This is a genomic window from Deinococcus alpinitundrae (assembly GCF_009982895.1).
GTDB lineage: Bacteria > Deinococcota > Deinococci > Deinococcales > Deinococcaceae > Deinococcus > Deinococcus alpinitundrae.
Genome location: NZ_WXZL01000046.1, coordinates 1 through 15,642, shown reverse-complemented (window position 1 = coordinate 15,642; position 15,642 = coordinate 1). Strand labels below are relative to the sequence as shown.

At 64.0% G+C, this 15,642-nt stretch carries 17 protein-coding genes and 1 rRNA gene; 11 read left to right on the top strand and 7 right to left on the bottom strand.

Annotated features, from left to right (window positions below; all coding sequences use genetic code 11):
* Nucleotides 1–97: ribosomal RNA gene (locus tag GUI70_RS21320) — 16S ribosomal RNA — on the top strand; the annotation flags it as partial.
* Between the two features lie 172 nt (nt 98–269).
* A complete protein-coding gene (locus GUI70_RS21315; protein WP_161884301.1) occupies nt 270–956 on the top strand; it encodes a metal-dependent transcriptional regulator in 687 nt (228 codons plus the stop codon).
* A gap of 23 nt (nt 957–979) precedes the next feature.
* Here the strand turns inward: GUI70_RS21315 and GUI70_RS21310 are convergent, their stop codons facing one another.
* From GUI70_RS21310 to GUI70_RS21300, 3 genes are all read right to left on the bottom strand, one after another.
* Nucleotides 980–1,723 (bottom strand): DsbA family protein, encoded by a 744-nt coding sequence (locus tag GUI70_RS21310; protein WP_161884300.1) that lies wholly within the window; start codon nt 1,721–1,723, stop codon nt 980–982.
* A gap of 87 nt (nt 1,724–1,810) precedes the next feature.
* Nucleotides 1,811–2,371, bottom strand: coding sequence for a hypothetical protein (locus GUI70_RS21305; protein WP_161884299.1), 561 nt, complete (start codon nt 2,369–2,371; stop codon nt 1,811–1,813).
* The gene (locus GUI70_RS21300) at nt 2,368–2,562 is read right to left on the bottom strand and encodes a hypothetical protein (RefSeq protein WP_161884298.1); all 195 of its coding nucleotides are present in this window, start codon (nt 2,560–2,562) and stop codon (nt 2,368–2,370) included. Before GUI70_RS21300 ends, GUI70_RS21305 begins: the two co-directional genes overlap by 4 nt.
* 151 nt (nt 2,563–2,713) lie before the next feature.
* On the opposite strand from GUI70_RS21300, the gene lepA reads away from it, so the two are divergent.
* From lepA to GUI70_RS21275, 5 genes are all read left to right on the top strand, one after another.
* A complete protein-coding gene (gene lepA / locus GUI70_RS21295) occupies nt 2,714–4,501 on the top strand; it encodes a translation elongation factor 4 (RefSeq protein ID WP_161884297.1) in 1,788 nt (595 codons plus the stop codon).
* Between the two features lie 144 nt (nt 4,502–4,645).
* The gene (locus tag GUI70_RS21290) at nt 4,646–5,746 is read left to right on the top strand and encodes a sensor histidine kinase (protein WP_161884296.1); all 1,101 of its coding nucleotides are present in this window, start codon (nt 4,646–4,648) and stop codon (nt 5,744–5,746) included.
* Nucleotides 5,727–6,311, top strand: a complete 585-nt coding sequence (locus GUI70_RS21285; protein ID WP_161884295.1) for a response regulator transcription factor — start codon at nt 5,727–5,729, stop codon at nt 6,309–6,311. The genes GUI70_RS21290 and GUI70_RS21285 overlap by 20 nt, the downstream gene beginning before the upstream one ends.
* 179 nt (nt 6,312–6,490) lie before the next feature.
* A complete protein-coding gene (locus tag GUI70_RS21280; protein ID WP_161884294.1) occupies nt 6,491–7,567 on the top strand; it encodes a C39 family peptidase in 1,077 nt (358 codons plus the stop codon).
* Between the two features lie 12 nt (nt 7,568–7,579).
* Nucleotides 7,580–8,368 (top strand): hypothetical protein, encoded by a 789-nt coding sequence (locus GUI70_RS21275; RefSeq protein ID WP_161884293.1) that lies wholly within the window; start codon nt 7,580–7,582, stop codon nt 8,366–8,368.
* 8 nt (nt 8,369–8,376) lie between these two features.
* On the opposite strand, the gene GUI70_RS21270 is transcribed toward GUI70_RS21275, so the two are convergent.
* Nucleotides 8,377–9,162: an alpha/beta fold hydrolase gene (locus GUI70_RS21270; protein ID WP_161884292.1), complete on the bottom strand. Its 786-nt coding sequence runs from the start codon at nt 9,160–9,162 to the stop codon at nt 8,377–8,379.
* 67 nt (nt 9,163–9,229) lie between these two features.
* On the opposite strand from GUI70_RS21270, the gene GUI70_RS21265 reads away from it, so the two are divergent.
* On the top strand, nt 9,230–11,251 hold the full coding sequence (locus tag GUI70_RS21265) for a molybdopterin oxidoreductase family protein (RefSeq protein WP_161884291.1): 2,022 nt from the start codon (nt 9,230–9,232) through the stop codon (nt 11,249–11,251).
* Between the two features lie 48 nt (nt 11,252–11,299).
* Here the strand turns inward: GUI70_RS21265 and thrB are convergent, their stop codons facing one another.
* Both thrB and thrC read right to left on the bottom strand, forming a co-directional pair.
* Nucleotides 11,300–12,226 (bottom strand): homoserine kinase, encoded by a 927-nt coding sequence (thrB, locus tag GUI70_RS21260; RefSeq protein ID WP_161884290.1) that lies wholly within the window; start codon nt 12,224–12,226, stop codon nt 11,300–11,302.
* Nucleotides 12,226–13,269: a threonine synthase gene (gene thrC, locus GUI70_RS21255; RefSeq protein WP_161884289.1), complete on the bottom strand. Its 1,044-nt coding sequence runs from the start codon at nt 13,267–13,269 to the stop codon at nt 12,226–12,228. The genes thrB and thrC overlap by 1 nt, the downstream gene beginning before the upstream one ends.
* A 376-nt stretch (nt 13,270–13,645) precedes the next feature.
* On the opposite strand from thrC, the gene GUI70_RS21250 reads away from it, so the two are divergent.
* Both GUI70_RS21250 and rpmB read left to right on the top strand, forming a co-directional pair.
* Nucleotides 13,646–13,915, top strand: a complete 270-nt coding sequence (locus tag GUI70_RS21250; protein ID WP_161884288.1) for a GlsB/YeaQ/YmgE family stress response membrane protein — start codon at nt 13,646–13,648, stop codon at nt 13,913–13,915.
* A 130-nt stretch (nt 13,916–14,045) separates the two neighbouring features.
* The gene (gene rpmB, locus GUI70_RS21245; RefSeq protein ID WP_161884287.1) at nt 14,046–14,267 is read left to right on the top strand and encodes a 50S ribosomal protein L28; all 222 of its coding nucleotides are present in this window, start codon (nt 14,046–14,048) and stop codon (nt 14,265–14,267) included.
* Nucleotides 14,268–14,390: 123 nt separating this feature from the next.
* On the opposite strand, the gene lspA is transcribed toward rpmB, so the two are convergent.
* Nucleotides 14,391–14,927: a signal peptidase II gene (lspA, locus tag GUI70_RS21240; protein ID WP_161884286.1), complete on the bottom strand. Its 537-nt coding sequence runs from the start codon at nt 14,925–14,927 to the stop codon at nt 14,391–14,393.
* A 117-nt stretch (nt 14,928–15,044) separates the two neighbouring features.
* On the opposite strand from lspA, the gene GUI70_RS21235 reads away from it, so the two are divergent.
* Nucleotides 15,045–15,512 carry an S-ribosylhomocysteine lyase gene (locus GUI70_RS21235; RefSeq protein WP_161884285.1) on the top strand — a complete coding sequence of 156 codons (468 nt, stop codon included), beginning with the start codon at nt 15,045–15,047 and terminating at the stop codon, nt 15,510–15,512.
* The last annotated feature ends 130 nt before the right edge of the window (nt 15,513–15,642 follow it).

Genomic DNA, 15,642 nt, shown 5'->3' with positions numbered 1-15,642 from the left:
GGGAGCTGAAAGGCAGGCGTCTAGGCTGTGGTTGATGACTGGGGTGAAGTCGTAACAAGGTAACTGTACCGGAAGGTGCGGTTGGATCACCTCCTTTATCTTTGCTCCTCATAAACTCGCTGATGAAGACTGTTTCCCTAAGGACCCACAACTTAACTGTTGTGGGTCCTTTTTTATTGACTCTCCCTCTTGTGAAACTCGCTCGGGACGGTTCGAAATGCGCTGCCAGTTCTCATTGATTTCGGTTTAGCTTTACCTAAAATACTTTCATGTCTCCGAGCGAACTGCTGACCGAGCCGCCCGTCCTCTCTCGTTCGGCCCAGGACTATCTCAAGCAGCTCTATGTTCTGAGCGAGCAAGATCGGCGGGTCAACACCCAGGCGTTGGCTGGGGCGATGAAAGTGACGCCTGCCAGCGCCACTGGCATGCTGCGTAAGCTCTCGGAACTTGGTCTGGTGCAACATACAGCCTACCAGGGTGCAGTGCTAACGGCAGACGGCGAGCGGACCGCGTTGGAAATCGTGCGTCACCACCGCTTGATTGAAACCTACCTGCACCGGGCGCTGGGCTACCCGCTCGACGAAGTCCACGAGGAAGCTGAGCGCCTCGAGCACGTGATCAGTGAGCTGCTTGAAGCGCGAATGGCCGATTTCCTGGGTCATCCCACCCACGACCCGCACGGCGATCCGATTCCGATGCTTGACGGCACTTTGCCGGTGCGCGAGGAGCGCTCCCTGACCGAGCTGGAGAAAGGCGTTTCGGCGGCGGTGGTCCGGGTTCCCGACAGCGACCCGGTGCAGTTGCGTGCCCTGATGGCCGCCGGACTGACGCCGGGTGCAGAGGTGAGTGTGAGCCGAATCGAACCGGCCTTCGGCACCCTGACCCTCAGGGTGAGCGGTGGTGAGCGGACCCTATCGTTGTTGGTGGCGTCCCGCGTCTACGTGACTGTAACGTAGACGCTCTGATGCTGTAGACGCGCTCATGGGGTGGACGGAACCACGTTGTCGATCGCCGCACTGAGGGCCTCGAAGGTGGGCATCATCAGCTGTCCATTGACGAATACGCTCGGTGTGGATGTGACACCTGCCGCCGTGACCTGCTTTTGCTGGGCCTGCACCTGCGCTCTAGCCGCGTTACTGTCCAGGCAGGTGACGAAACTGGGTTGATCGAGCTTCTCCAGACCGCTGGCGAGTGCCTTAAGCTTGTCACTGGTGGCCCAGACGGTGGTCTCATCTTCCTGGTTGCCGAACAGCACCTTCTTGAAGTCGTTGTATCCGGCACTGCCGAGCTGGTTATAGACACACCCGGCGGCCTCGGCAGCCAGCAGCGAGTCGTCGGTGGGGAGGTTGCGTGCTTTGGCCAGAAACGGCCAGGTCAGCGAGGCCACCTTCAGCTGGCCGCCGTCCACATATTTGCTGATCAGCTGCGGCATCACGCCCTGCTCGAAGGCGCGGCAGGCCGGGCACTTGAAGTCCTCAACCACCACCAGGGTGGCGGGCGCATCGGCTTGGCCCAGCACCGGCAGGCGGGTCAGGTCGAACGAGCGAATGACGCTGCTGCCATCAGTGGTGGGCCGCAGATAGAGGGCCACCGCCGCGATCAACACGGCGGCGAGGAGCGTACCGATAATCAGGCCCACGCCGCCGGAGGTCCGCTTTTTTCTGGGCAGCGGCTTACGGGCGTGTGTGCGGTGTTTGACTTGGTTCTTTTTGAGGCGGGCCATGAGGCAGTGTAGCGGTGAAGCTGGGCAGCTTAAAAATTACCTACGCTGCTGAGGCTTTGCGTAACCAGCAAGGCGTCGCCGTTGATTTTAAGGTGAAACGATGCTCTGGACAACTACAGCCGGACCCTTAACGAACTTCTGAGCGTTGAGAACGTCTCGGAAATCGTTGAGAATGGTAAAGCTGCCGTCGTCATGGGCGGTACAAAAGAAGGGTGTGTCGCCCTTTAAGACACCCAAAAACACTACCGCTGCCGGATCATTGCTGGCTCCGGTCCAGGCGAACCTCGTGGTCGGCGTGACGGCACCTAAATCTGTCGGCATGGTGACCTTGAAGGCCGGTGCAGGGACGGGGAAGGGAACGTCGCTGAACGCCGGAAAGCCGCCCGACGCACCGGGAATATTCAGCGTCAAGTCACTCAGGCCGCTGAGCACCAGATTTTGGGCTTCGTAGACATAATTCGGCGTGGCCTGAGGCTGGAGGTCCATGCGCGCGAGGGCGGCGAAAGTCATACCGTTCTTCTTGAAGGTGATGGCCTCGCCAGCATCGAGGGGGCCGCTAAACGAATTCGTGACTGGACTCAGCAATTGGGTAAGGGCGTTGCCACTATTGCCGAGCTGACAGGTATCGAGCGTGCTGGGGTCTATCAATTCAGGCAGTGCCCCGTGGGGGTGATGGTCGCGAATTTCGCCAAGACCTCGCTGCTGGTGTCTGACTTGCCTGCTTGCATCACACCCAGTTTGGTGTAGAGCTTGCTTGCCGGTGGCGTGGTCGTTTTCTGCCCACAGGCGGCGAGGGTGAGGGCAGTGAAGGGGAGGGCCAGCAGCCAATGCATTTTCATTCCGGCTCCTTGAACACGCGGGGCAGGCGCGGTGAGGCGAGTCTAAGTGTAGGACGTCAAAACAGTGTCAAAAAGCTGGTGGCTCCAGTGACCGGAGCACGCTGCATGCCGCTCCTATTTGCCCACCCCCTTCCTCCGCTAGACTGGAGGGATGCAGGTTCGGAACTTCTCCATTATCGCCCACGTCGATCACGGCAAGAGCACCCTGGCCGATCGAATCCTGGAACACCTGGGTGCGATGGGCGAGCGCGACAAACGCGACCAGACACTCGACACCTTGGAGCTGGAGCGCGAGCGCGGCATCACCATCAAGTCCACGCCGGTGCGGCTGAGCTACACCCGTCCCAACGGTGAGGTGTTCACCCTCAATCTGATCGACACCCCCGGCCACGTGGATTTCAATTATGAGGTCTCACGCAGTCTGGCTGCCTGTGAGGGCGTGCTGCTGCTGGTCGACGCTTCACAGGGCGTGGAAGCCCAGACCATCGTCAACGCTTACCTGGCCATCGACTCGGGGCTGGAGATCATCCCGGTGGTCAACAAGATCGACCTGCCCGCCGCCGACCCGGAAGGTGCGGCCCAGGAACTCGAAGAGGTGGTGGGCATTCCCGCCGAGGACGCCATCTTCGCGTCCGGCAAGACCGGCGTGGGCGTCCCCGAGATTCTGGAGGCCATCGTCGAGCGCATTCCCTCGCCGCCCGGCGACCCCGACGCGCCCCTCAAGGCTTTGATCTTCGACTCGGTGTTCGACGCCTACCAGGGCGTGATCGTGTTCGTGCGCGTCCTCGACGGCACCATCAAACCCAAGGACAAGATCACGCTGTTCTCGACGGGTAAGCACTTCGATGTCGACAAGGTGGGCACCTTCAGTCCCGGCCTGGTGGTCGGCGACGCGCTCACGGCGGGCGACGTGGGCTGGGTGGCGGCGGGCGTGAGAGACATTCACGACGCCCAGGTGGGCGACACCCTGATGGAACAGGCGCGGCCCATCACCGACCCGTTTCCCGGCTTCAAGCCCGCCCAGCCGGTGGTGTTCTCGGGCCTGTATCCCACCGACACCGAGATGTACCGTAAGCTGCGCGAGGCGCTGGAAAAGCTCAAGCTCAACGACGCGGCTTTTTCCTTCGAGCCGGAAACCTCCGAGGCACTGGGCTTCGGCTTTCGCTGCGGCTTTCTGGGACTCTTGCACGCCGAAATCATTCAGGAGCGGCTGGAGCGCGAGTACGACCTCGACTTGATCGCCACCGCGCCCGCCGTCATCTACCGCATCACCCTGAACAACGGCGAGGTGTTCGAGACTCAGAACCCGGCCCAATTCCCGACCCGCGACCGCGTTGATCTGATTGAGGAGCCGTACATCAAACTCTCGGTGATGCTACCGGAAGAACACGTCGGTCCGGTGATGCAGCTCCTGCAAGAAAGGCGCGGCAGCATGGTCACCATGAATTACCTCGGCAAGCGCGTGGAGCTGATCTACGAGGTGCCGTTTGCCGAGATTCTCTACGATTTCCATGACCGCCTCAAATCCATCTCGCGCGGCTACGCCAGCATGGATTACAGCATTACCGGCTACCGCGAGGGCGAACTGGTCAAGGTGGACATCTACGTCAACAACGAGATCGTGGACGCGTTGGCCGTCATCGTTCATGAGGACCGGGCCTACCCGCTGGGCCGCAAGATCGTGGACAAGATGGCCGAGGTCATTCCGCGCCAGATGTGGCCGGTGCCGATTCAGGCCATGATCGGCGGCAAGATCATCGCCCGCGCCACCGTCAAGGCGTTTCGCAAGGACGTGCTGGCCAAGTGCTACGGCGGCGACATCAGCCGCAAGAAGAAGCTGCTGAACAAGCAGAAGAAGGGCAAGGCCCGCATGAAGCAGATCGGCACCGTGGAAGTGCCGCAGGAAGCCTTCCTGGCCGTGCTTAGCACCGAAGACTGAGCAGCCACCGGGTTGCGACAGTGGGAGCCCCAGCGACCACCCCCTACCCCCGGTAAATCCGCCCGCCAGGGGGCTTGACAGGCGATGTGAGGGCCGCCTGAATGTGGGGTTTTTGTCAGAGGGGTCTTCTTAGACTGCCCTCAGATGACCGCTTCCCCGTTCTCTTTTCAACTTGAACGCTGGAACACTTTACGCGCGCAGTTTGCGGCGGTCATCTTCGCGCTGGCCTTCCTGCCGAACCTGACTTTGACCCTGATCGTGAGTAGCGGCAACTGGAGCCTGGGGCTCACGCTCTGGACACTGGGGGTGGGTGGGCTATCCGCCGGAATCGGGTACTTTTTGGCGGCGGCAATGCTGGGGCCGCTGCTACGGCTGCGCGCCGAGGTCGAGCAAGACGATGTGGAAATGAACGGCCCGGCGGGTGATCCTGGCGAGGTCCGGGCGCTGCGTGCGGCATTCACCGGCCTGCTGCGGCGCTTCAGGATCGAGCAGGCGCGGCGCGGCGCGTTCATGGCCACCCTGGTGCACGACCTCAAGACGCCGCTGATCGCCACCGGCCACCTGGCGCGGTTGTTGATCGGCCAACGGCTCAGCGACGCTGAGCGGCTGGATGTGGGCGAGCAGATGCTGGCCGAGAACGCCCGGTTGCTCGCGCTGGTGCAGCAGATGGCCGACGCCCACCGCTTTGAGCGCGATGCGGTGCAGCTCTCGAAGCGGCCCACCGAACTGCGCCCGCTGCTCGACGCGCTGGCCCTGCGGCTGGCGGCGGCGGCGCAGGCACGCGGCGTCCTCATCCGGGTGGACGGTCAGGCGCGGGCCGAGGTGGACGCGGCGGTGCTGGAGCGCGCCCTGCTGAATCTGGTCGACAATGCCCTGCGCTACGCCGCCGCCGAGGTTCGCCTGGATGCGCGGCAGGTGAACGGAGTTGCCGAGCTGAGCGTCATTGACGACGGCCCCGGCCTGGACAGGGCGCTGGGCGAGCTGGCCCAGCCGTTCAACGCCCAGCCGACCACCATCGCCGGGCAGCAGTACACCGCCGGGACCGCTGGCCTGGGGCTGTTCATCGCCCGCCGCATCGCCCAGGCCCACGGCGGCGAGTTGCACTACCAGCGTCAATCCTCTCCAAACCTTCCCAGTCAGTCGCCTGCCACTTCACCTTCCGGCAGCCCCGCTCCTTCCCCACAGGACCTCAGTGTCTTGACCTTGATTCTTCCGGAGGTTTCCCATGAAGCTCGTGATTGCTGACGACCACCCGCTGTTTCGTATCGGCCTGAAGTACGCGCTGCGCGATCAGGGCTTCGAAGTGCTGGCTGAGGCCAGTGACGGCTTGGAAGCCCTCGAAGCCATCCGGCAGTTTCGCCCCGACGCCGCGCTGCTCGACGTCAAGATGCCCGGCCTGACCGGCATTGAGGTCTGCGAGAAGTTGCGCGCCACCAATCCCGACGTGGTGAGCGTCCTGATCACGACCTTCGCCGAACCGGCCATCGTGCAGGCAGCCCGCTCGGCAGGCGCGCGCGGCTACCTGAGTAAGGAAACGGCCCCTGCTGAACTGGCCCGCCAGTTGCGCGAGATTGTGGCCCACCCCGAAATCGACCGCCTGCCCAAAGTCGAGGTGCCGCGCCTGACCCCGCGTGAGGGCGACGTGCTGCCGCTGCTGGCCAAGGGCTACAGCAACAAGGAAATTGCCCGCAGCCTGGGCGTCAGTCCCGACACCATCAAGGACCACCTGGCCCGCCTCTACACCAAGCTCGATGCCCGTGACCGCACCGATTGCGTCAGCCGCGCCCGCGCCCTGGGTCTGATCGGCTGAGCGCCGCGCCCCACCTTCGCCCTCTGTCCCTTCTGCACATCACCACTGCACTTCAACGCCCGGGGCCGCTCCATCCATTATTGGCTGCCTCCAACGCGGGAAACAGATGTCAATTCTGTTTCCCGCGTTCGTTTGGGTCGTTCACCAAGTGCAGGCCTGCAGGCGCGACAATGCCGGGCATGCTCAAGTCTGCCCTGGCAAGCCTGGCGCTGCTGGCCTGCTCGCCCGCTACACTGGCCCTCAGCATGCGAAACGCCGCGTCCACCACCACCGTTCTGGAGCAGTCCGCCGATTTCAGCGCGGCCACGTTGCAAGGCTTAACGGTGCAACAGGGCCGGGTCATGCTCGCCCCGGGCCGCAAGCTCGGGACCCTGTCCGGTAGCGTGATCGGGCTGAGCGCCTACGACGAACTGATCCCCTCGTGGAACGCCCTGACGCCCCCTGGAAGCAGCCTCACGCTGGAAGTCAAACCTGCCGGGGCCGTTCGGTTCTACTCGTTCGGCACCTGGCAGAGCGCGGCGGGACGCACGAGTCTGGACGGTCAGAAAGACAGCTTCGGCCAGATGATGACCGACACGCTGAGACTGGTCAGGAAAGCCGCAGGCTTCGAATATCGCCTGACTTTGCGGGCCAGCGGTGCGAGTCCCAGCCTGAACTTGCTGGCGTTCAATACCTCCGACCGCAGCCAGCGGCTGGCCTCGGTGGGCGCGGTGGGTGACAAAAGCTCCTGGAACAAGCTGCTGAATGTGCCGCCCAGATCGCAAATGCTCTACAAAGACGGCGGCGAGGTGTGGTGCAGCCCGACCAGCACCAGCATGATCCTGGGGTATTACGGCGTGGACATCCGGGTGCTGGAAGCGGCCAAAGCGACCTACGACGCTGCCTACGACGGCACTGGCAACTGGCCCTTCAACATGGCCTTCGCCGCCGAACACGGCCTGCGTGCCCTGGTGAGCCGGTTGCCGAGTCTGCGCGAGGCCGAGCGCTATCTTGCCGCTGGCATTCCGCTGGGCGTGAGCCTGGGCTGGAAGGCGGGCGAGTTGCCGGGAGCTGCCGTGCCGTCGAGCAGCGGCCACCTGATGGTGCTGGTGGGCTTCGATGCCCAAGGCAATCCGGTGCTCAACGACCCGGCCGCGCCAACCGACGCAGGCGTGCGGCGCAGCTATCCGCGCGCCGTCTTCGAGCGGCTGTGGCTGACGCACTCCGGTGGGCTGGTGTATTTAATCAGCAAACCCGGTCAGGCGCTGCCGCAGTAACGGCCACAGACGATGCGTTTTCCCGCTGCCTGTCCGCACTGCCGCCGCGAGATGCAGGCCGAGTACGCCGATTCCGGTATCCATGATCTGAGCTGCCCACACTGCGCCGGGCGATTTACCATCTACCTGCGCAAGCACAAATTCGAGATGCTGTTCGATCTCGGCACGCGGGCGCTGATGGACGGCTACGCCCGTGAGGCGGTGGCGAGTTTTGCTGGAAGTCTGGAGCGCTTCTTCGAGTTTTATACCCGCGCCGCCACCCTGGAGCGCGCCGCTGGAACAGGCGAGGATTTCACTGCCGCCGCTGCCCGCTTAGATACGGCCTGGAAGTTGCTCTCGGCCCAGAGTGAGCGTCAGCTGGGGGCCTTCGCTCTGGCGTATCTGTGGCGCGAGGGCGAAGCGGCGGACTTCCTGAGTCCCCAGGCACTCGGCTCCGATTTTCGCAACCGGGTCATTCACAGGGGCTACCTGCCGCAGCGTACCGAGGTTGACGCCTACGCCGCCCGCGTGTTCGCCCTGATCGACCGCCTGCTGACCCAGCTGGGCGAGGCTGCTGCCCACGCCCAGCTGGAGCAGGAGCTGACCTACGCCGCGCATCTGGCGGCTCAACCGGGCGAGGTGATCGCCGTGTTCGAGGAGCATCCCGGTATGTTCCGGGTGCGGCGCTTCGGCGGCCAGGTGGCGGCCAAGACCGGGCAGACCAAGAATCTGCCGAGCGGTCCGGCCAACGATGCGGCGGCATTTCAGGCGGCCCTGCGCGAGAGGGGAGAGCTGCTGGGCAAGGTGTTCGGGCGGGGGTAGGAGAGGGTTCAAGCCTTCAAGAATGCTTCCACCAATTCCAGCAGCCGCTCCGGTTCCTCCACGTTCGGCAGGTGGCCCGACTGCTCCAGGACTTCCAGTCGCGCCTTCGGAATCAGCTCCGCGATGAGTTGTCCCTCGGCCACCAGGTTGAGGATGTCGTGCCGCCCGCTGATGACCAGCGTCTCGGCGGTGATCTGCGGCAGCACGGGCCGGAAGTCAAACCCGGCCAGGGCCTGGCTGGCGGCCTCGGCCTGCTGGGCGTCGAGGGTCAGACCCTGCTCGGCTTGCTGGCGGCTCCATTCCGCCTGCTCCGCCCGGATGCTTTCCGGCGTGGACGGTGCGAAGATGTGCGAGAGCACCAGCGCCTGAATCTCGTCGTGGCCCAGACCGCGCACCTCCTCCTCGTGCTCGGCGATGAACCGCGCCACCGAGGATGTTTTGCCGTTGGACTTCGGCACGATCAGCACCAGCTTGCGAATGCGCTCCGGCTGCTGCGAGGCGACGCCCTGTGCGATGTAGCTGCCTGCCGAGGTGCCGACAAGGAACACGCTCGGCAAGTTCAGGGCGTCCATCACGCCCAGCACGTCGTCAATGTGGTCTTGCAGGGTGAAGTGGGCGGGCTTTTCCGAGCGCCCATGTCCCCGGCTGTCAATGGCGATCACTTCGAACGACCGGCTTAGCCGTTCGATTTCCGGTTGCAGCGCCGTGAGGTTGCTCATCAGGCCGTGCAGCAGGATGACCGGCTGGCTTTTGCCTGTGCGCTGAACATTCAGGTGGACGCCGTTGATCTGCATACGCTCAATCTAGCCTGTGCTGTTGGTGCCTCGACGTGATTGGGAGGCCCGGCGTTAAACTTTCTGCATGACCGCCGCCCCGTCCAATACTTCAGGGACCCGACAGGCCATCCTCACTTGCCCACTGGACTGTCCCGACGCCTGCCGCCTGAAGATCACCATCGAGCGCGGCGAGGCCGGCCTGGAGAAAGCAGTGAAGCTGACTGGCGACGCCGACCACCCGATCACGCGGGGCTTTGCGTGCGCCAAGACGGTGCATTACCCAGCCCGCCAGAACCATCCGGAGCGTCCGCTCTACCCGATGAAGCGCGTGAACGGTGAACTGGTGCGCGTGAGCTGGGAGCAGGCTCTCGACGAGATCGCTGCCCACCTGAAAGATGTCTTGGCCCGGCGCGGCCCCGACGCTATCCTGCGCTACCACTACGCTGGAACGATGGGCCTGATGGAAGGCCACCATATTCATGGCTTCTTCCGCGCTCTGGGTGCGCCGGAACTGGACGAGACCATCTGCGCCAGTGCCGGAACCGAGGCCTGGCGGCTCGGCTACGGTCCACGCTACGGGGTGCTGCCCGAGGACGTTGCGCACGCCAAAACCATCGTGCTGTGGGGGATCAACAGCCTGAGTACCAACAGTCACCTGACGCCGTTCATGACCCAGGCCCGCAAGAACGGCGCGAAGATCATCCATATCGACCCGTATCTCAACAAGACCGGGCGCTACGCGGACACCCACCTCAAGCTGCGCCCCGGCAGCGACACCGCGCTGGCGCTGGGTGTGGCCCGCCAGATCATCGCGCGGGGCTGGGCCGACGAAACGTATCTTCAGGAGGCGACCCAGGGGTTTGAGGAATTCAAGGCCGAGGCCGAAGCCTGGACGCTGGAGCGCACCGCCAAGGCCACCGGCCTGAGCGCTGAGCAGATCGCAGAACTGGCCCGCGCCATCGGTCAGGACAGTCCCGCCTACATCCGGGTCGGTTACGGCATGACCCGACACGAGAACGGCGGTACGGCGCTCAGGGCGGTCACGCTGCTGCCTGCCGTCACCGGCGACTGGCGGCGCAGGGGCGGCGGCTGCACCCTCAGCACCTCGGGGGTCTTTCATCTCAACCGCTCCCGGTTGGGCGGGGCGCACCTGACCCGGGAAGACGTCAAGCACGTCAACATGAACGAGCTGGCATCCGCGCTGGAGCCGTCTGCCGGGTTTGAGGCCGCCTTCATCTACAATTGCAACCCGGCAGTGGTGGCCCCTGACTCGGCGCGGGTGATTGCCGGACTGAAGCGCGAGGACCTCAAGGTGATCGTGCTGGAGCAGGCCATGACCGAGACGGCGCGGCTGGCCGATTACCTGCTGCCCGCCACCACCTTCATGGAGCATGCCGACATTTACACCAGTTACGGCCACTCATGGCTGGCCCACAACCCCGCCGAGCTGGAGGCTTCCGGTGAGACGCGGCCCAACTCCTGGGTATTTCAGCAACTCGCCGGGCGGCTGGGCCTTACCGAGCCGTCGCTGTTCTGGACGGTGGATGAGCTATTGACCGAGGTGCTCGACACCGACCATCCGTTTCTGGCCGGGATCACGCCGGACGCGCTCAAAGCTGCCGGAACGCTGCCGCTCACCTTGCCGGACGGCTGGCTGCCCTACGCGCAGGGTGCGCCGACGCCCAGCGGAAAGGTGATGTTCACGCCCGCGCCGGTCTACCGCTCCGCCGCCGAACTGACTGCCGAGTACCCCCTGCGCCTCCTGACGCCGCCCGCCCACCACTTCCTCAACAGTACCTACGGCATGCTTGGCAACCTCACCAGAGCCGAGGGCGCCGAGCCGCACGTCTTGGTGCATCCCGCCGACCAGGGCGAACTGGTTGGTGGCATGCTCGCTCGCATCGTCAGCGGGACGGGTCAGGCCGTGCGTCGGGTCCGCATCACCGATGAAGTGCAGCCGGGCGTGGCGGTGGTGGAGGGCAGCTGGTGGGGCCTGAGCGCGCCCGACGGCCAGAGCATCAATGCCGTGACGGCCCAGACATTGACCGATCTGGGTGGCGGCAGCACCTTTCACAACACGCGGGTGCGGCTGGAGCGGGCTGAATAAAGAAACGCCCCTCCCGATCCCGTGGAAGGGCGTTTCAGTGTGCAGGCTTTACAGCGCCCGAATGAGCGTGCCTTCCGTGTCGATCGGCAGATCCAGAATCCGCCCTTCCAGTCCGTTGCGCCGCATCACGCTGCCGAGGAAGGCGTGCAGCCGCGCCGTGCTGTGCCGGGTGTCGTGAAAGCACAGCACAGTAGGTCCCGCGCCGGACAGGGCCGCGCCGAGTGCGCCGTGCTTGTGGGCGTCTTCCAGAATGTCGCTGAGGCCCGGCACCAGCGGCGCCCGCCAGATCTGGTGGATGTAGTCCTGCATGGCGTGTTGCAGCAACTCCAGCCGCCCGGTCGCCAGGGCTGCCGCCAGCAGTGCCGAGTGCGAGAGAGCGTGCACCGCGTCGGCGCGCGAGTACTCGCTGGGCAGCACGGCACGGGCCTTGTGGGTGCTAAGTTCGAAGTCGGGAATCAGCACCGTGACGCCCAGGTGCGCGGGCGGCTCCAGCCGGACATGGTGGGTGCCGAGCTTGTCAAGTGTCGCCACCACGATGCCGCCGTAAAGCGCCGGGGCCACGTTGTCGGGGTGGCCCTCCTCACGGGCGGCCACGTCCAGTAGGGTCTCGTCGTCCAGCGGACGGCCCAGCAGTTCGTTTCCGGCCACAATGCCTGCCACCAGTGCGGCGGCGCTGCTGCCCAGACCGCGGGCCAGCGGCACCTCGGTTTCGATTTCGACCCTGGCAGGCGGCAGGCTCAGTCCCGCCCGCCGGGCACTCAGGAGCATGGCCCGGTACACGTAGTTGCTCTCGTCGGCGGGCGTGCCTTCCAGATCAGCGCCAATGGGCACGACCTCGGTGCGGGCCTGCGGCGTCACCCGCAGGGTGGTATAGAGCGGCACGCTCAGGCCCAGGCTGTCGAAACCAGGGCCCAGATTGGCGCTGCTGGCTGGGGAGCGCACCTCGAACGGCGGGCCGAAAGCTGCCACTGCCATTAGCGCAGGGCCGAGAGCACCGAAGCCAGGTCGGCGCTGGCTTGCGTCGGCTGCACCTTCACGGCTTGCAGAGCGATATTGGGGTCTTTCAGGCCGTTGCCGGTCAGCACCGCCACCACCTGAAGGCCCGCCGTCAGTTTGCCCTGGGCGTGCCGCTTGATCAGCCCGGCAATCGGCGCGGCGCTGGCCGGTTCGCAGAACACGCCGTCCTGGGCGACCCTGCGGTAAGCGTCCAGAATCTCGTCGTCGGTCACCATGTCGAACAGGCCCGCGCTCTCATTCACGGCCTGCCGGGCCAGGATAGCGCTGGCAGGCGCACCGATGCGGATGGCCGTCGCCAGCGTCTCGGGTTCCTCCACCCGCGCCAGACCGCGTGCCAGTGGAGCCGCGCCCGCCGCCTGAATGCCCCACATCTTCGGCAGCGTGTCCATCTTGCCGTGCGAGCGGTATTCCCGGAAGCCCTTCCAGTACGCGCTGATGTTGCCCGCGTTGCCCACCGGCAGGCACAGGATGTCCGGCGCTTTGCCGAGGGTATCGACCACTTCGAAAGCCGCCGTCTTCTGGCCTTCCAGCCGGAACGGATTGACGCTGTTGACCAGCGCGATGCCCTCACTGGCCGAGATCTCGCGTACCAGCGCCAGTGCTTTGTCGAAGTTGCCGTCGATGGAGATGATCTTCGCGCCGTACATGACCGCCTGTGCCAGCTTGCCCAGCGCGATGCGTCCGTCGGGAATCAGCACGTAGCAGGGCATGTCCATGCGGGCGGCGTAGGCGGCGGCGGCGGCCGAGGTGTTGCCGGTCGAGGCACAGATGACACTGGTGGCTCCATGCTCGGCGGCCTTGGCCACGGCCATCACCATGCCCCGGTCTTTGAACGAGCCGGTGGGGTTGAGCCCCTCGAACTTGAGATGCAGCTCGATGCCCAGTTCGCGGCTGAGTTTGGGCGCGTGAATGAGCGGCGTGTCGCCCTCGTGCAGGCTCAGGGCGGGCGTCTTGTCGGTGACCGGCAGAAAACTGCGGTAGGCGTCGATAATTCCAGGCATAACTTCCTCCGTATCCGCACGTCTGTTCCGGGCAGCCAGTGGTGTTCGCACCACGGCCCGCACGTTACGGCAGCTCGGGACATGCTACACGGGGGCGGCAGGAGCGCTCAAGCCGAGGTCGAGACAAGTCCGCTCTGCGAGGCGGTTGCTGGGCCTTGCGTCAGCTTCGCGGCTTTTTCCTTAAGTGAGATTGATCTGCTGCTTACCCGGTCTTCAAGCAGTCTTCAAAAGGTGTGCAGCCTTACACTAGCACCGGGTGCCTCGCCTCATTCTCAATTCACAACGAAAGCGGCGCACTGGGCAGGCAAGAACGCCGGGCAAGTGCTGAAGCCGAACTCATCAATCGTTGGCAACAACGTTCAAGGAGGCAGAGAATATGAGTTGGATTATTACGATTTTGGTGGGTGCTTTGTGCGGATGGCTGGCAAGCATGATCATGAACACAAATCAGCAGCAGGGAGCCGTCGCCAACATTCTGATCGGTATCGTCGGAGCACTCCTCGCGCAATGGGTCTTTGCCAACCTTCTGCATATCGGCGGCGCGAATGCTGCTGGCAACGGCTTCAGCTTCTGGAGCATCGTTTGGGGCGTGGTCGGTTCGGTCATCCTGATCGCCATCCTCAAGGCCCTCAAGGTCCTGCGCTAAACTTCTTACTTCTGACTGCCCGGCCAAGTGCCGGGCTTTTTGTTGCCGCCCTTTTGCTTGCGTGCAGGGGTGTGCTACACTTTCAAGGCTTGCCCGACGCCAAGGCCGGGCTGAACAAGGAGTTTTCATTATGTCTAAAGTGTGTGAACTGTGCGGTAAGGGGCCGATTGTCGTCAATTCGGTGACCCGCCGGGGGAAAGCCCGGGCAGCGGGCGGCGTGGGCCGTAAGGTCACCGGTGTCAGCAAGACCCGTCAACTTCCCAACCTCCAGCGCGTCATGATCAACAAGGGCGGCGTGGGCGTGCGCTTGCGTGTCTGCACCAAGTGCATGAAAAACGCTTACGCGGCGTAAACACTCCGCTCCAAAGCAGCTGGCCCCCGGATTGAGTTCTGGGGGCCAGCCGCTTTTGGTCTCTTGTACCTGATGTGTGTGGCCGGGCAAGTTGAAGCCAGGCTAACGAGGCTGAACCCGAAGTCAGCTCGGTTTGCGTAGGCTCAGCAACACCAGCAAAATGGTGCCGACCACCACGCACGAATCGGCGATATTGAAAATCGGGAAGCCGCCCGCATTCACCGCTTTGGTCACTGCGCTCAGGGCAGGCGAATAGAGCATGTCGGTGACCTTGCCGAAGCGAAAGCCGTCGATGGCGTTGCCGATGGCCCCTGCCGAGATCATGGCCAGAACGATACTCAGCGCGGCGGGCTGCGAGCGGCGCACCAGATAAACTAGAATGCCCAGGCCCACCAGTAGCCTGCCTAGAGCTAGTGGCAGTGCCGAACCCGAGAAGAGACTCCAGGCGGCGCCAGTATTGAAGACCAGCACCCAACTGATGACCCCCGGCACGAAGGGCACGGCGGGCACGCCTTCCTGAAGGTTGCTCAGTGCCCAGGCTTTGAGGAGCTGGTCGGCCACCAGCAGTAGGCCGGCCACCACCAAGGGCAACCAGACCGGTGCTTGACGGGCCGCAGCGAACAAACGGCTGCCTGCCGAATCGGGGGAAGAGGAAGACATACACAGGAGTCTAGCCTGCTTTGGCTTGCCGAATAGACCCGTTCCGGTCTGCAGCGAGCAAACGCTTTTGTGAGCCCACAGAGCATCCAGCCAGCTGTTTGGCGCACAATAACCGGCATGGCAAACGTTGAATCGTTCGATCTCGACCACACCAAAGTCCACGCCCCCTACATCCGCTTGGCGGGTCTCAAGCGCACCCCGCACGGCGACGCCATCAGCAAGTACGATCTGCGCCTGCTCCAGCCCAACGCGGCGGCCATCGAACCGGCGGCAATTCACACGCTTGAACACCTGCTGGCCGGATATCTGCGCGACCATATCGATCAGGTTGTCGACGTATCGCCGATGGGCTGCCGCACCGGCATGTATATGGCCGTCATCGGCGAACCTGACGAGGCGGGCGTGCTGCGCGCCTTCGAGTCGGCCCTCTCGGACGTTGCGGCACATGACCAGCCTATCCCCGGCGTCAGTGAATTGGAATGCGGCAATTACCGCGACCACGATCTTGCGGCGGCCCGGCAGCATGCTCAGGACGCCCTCGCGCAGGGCTTGAAGGTGCAGCAGACGGTCCTGATTGACCGCTGATCTCACCCGGCCGTTGTGGCTCTCTACAGTGGGGGTTGACAGCTGGGGGATGGGGATGTATTGTTTCTGAGCCTCAAACGAGGCGGGCTGCATGACAATTTCTGATGACGCGAGTAAAGAACATCTATTA

Coding starts and splice junctions, on each gene's coding strand:
- GUI70_RS21315 (WP_161884301.1), top strand. CDS start 270: ATGTCTCCGAGCGAACTGCTGACCGAGCCGCCCGTCCTCTCTCGTTCG.
- GUI70_RS21310 (WP_161884300.1), bottom strand. CDS start 1,723: ATGGCCCGCCTCAAAAAGAACCAAGTCAAACACCGCACACACGCCCGT.
- GUI70_RS21300 (WP_161884298.1), bottom strand. CDS start 2,562: ATGAAAATGCATTGGCTGCTGGCCCTCCCCTTCACTGCCCTCACCCTC.
- lepA (WP_161884297.1), top strand. CDS start 2,714: ATGCAGGTTCGGAACTTCTCCATTATCGCCCACGTCGATCACGGCAAG.
- GUI70_RS21290 (WP_161884296.1), top strand. CDS start 4,646: ATGACCGCTTCCCCGTTCTCTTTTCAACTTGAACGCTGGAACACTTTA.
- GUI70_RS21285 (WP_161884295.1), top strand. CDS start 5,727: ATGAAGCTCGTGATTGCTGACGACCACCCGCTGTTTCGTATCGGCCTG.
- GUI70_RS21280 (WP_161884294.1), top strand. CDS start 6,491: ATGCTCAAGTCTGCCCTGGCAAGCCTGGCGCTGCTGGCCTGCTCGCCC.
- GUI70_RS21275 (WP_161884293.1), top strand. CDS start 7,580: ATGCGTTTTCCCGCTGCCTGTCCGCACTGCCGCCGCGAGATGCAGGCC.
- GUI70_RS21270 (WP_161884292.1), bottom strand. CDS start 9,162: ATGCAGATCAACGGCGTCCACCTGAATGTTCAGCGCACAGGCAAAAGC.
- GUI70_RS21265 (WP_161884291.1), top strand. CDS start 9,230: ATGACCGCCGCCCCGTCCAATACTTCAGGGACCCGACAGGCCATCCTC.
- thrB (WP_161884290.1), bottom strand. CDS start 12,226: ATGGCAGTGGCAGCTTTCGGCCCGCCGTTCGAGGTGCGCTCCCCAGCC.
- thrC (WP_161884289.1), bottom strand. CDS start 13,269: ATGCCTGGAATTATCGACGCCTACCGCAGTTTTCTGCCGGTCACCGAC.
- GUI70_RS21250 (WP_161884288.1), top strand. CDS start 13,646: ATGAGTTGGATTATTACGATTTTGGTGGGTGCTTTGTGCGGATGGCTG.
- rpmB (WP_161884287.1), top strand. CDS start 14,046: ATGTCTAAAGTGTGTGAACTGTGCGGTAAGGGGCCGATTGTCGTCAAT.
- lspA (WP_161884286.1), bottom strand. CDS start 14,927: ATGTCTTCCTCTTCCCCCGATTCGGCAGGCAGCCGTTTGTTCGCTGCG.
- GUI70_RS21235 (WP_161884285.1), top strand. CDS start 15,045: ATGGCAAACGTTGAATCGTTCGATCTCGACCACACCAAAGTCCACGCC.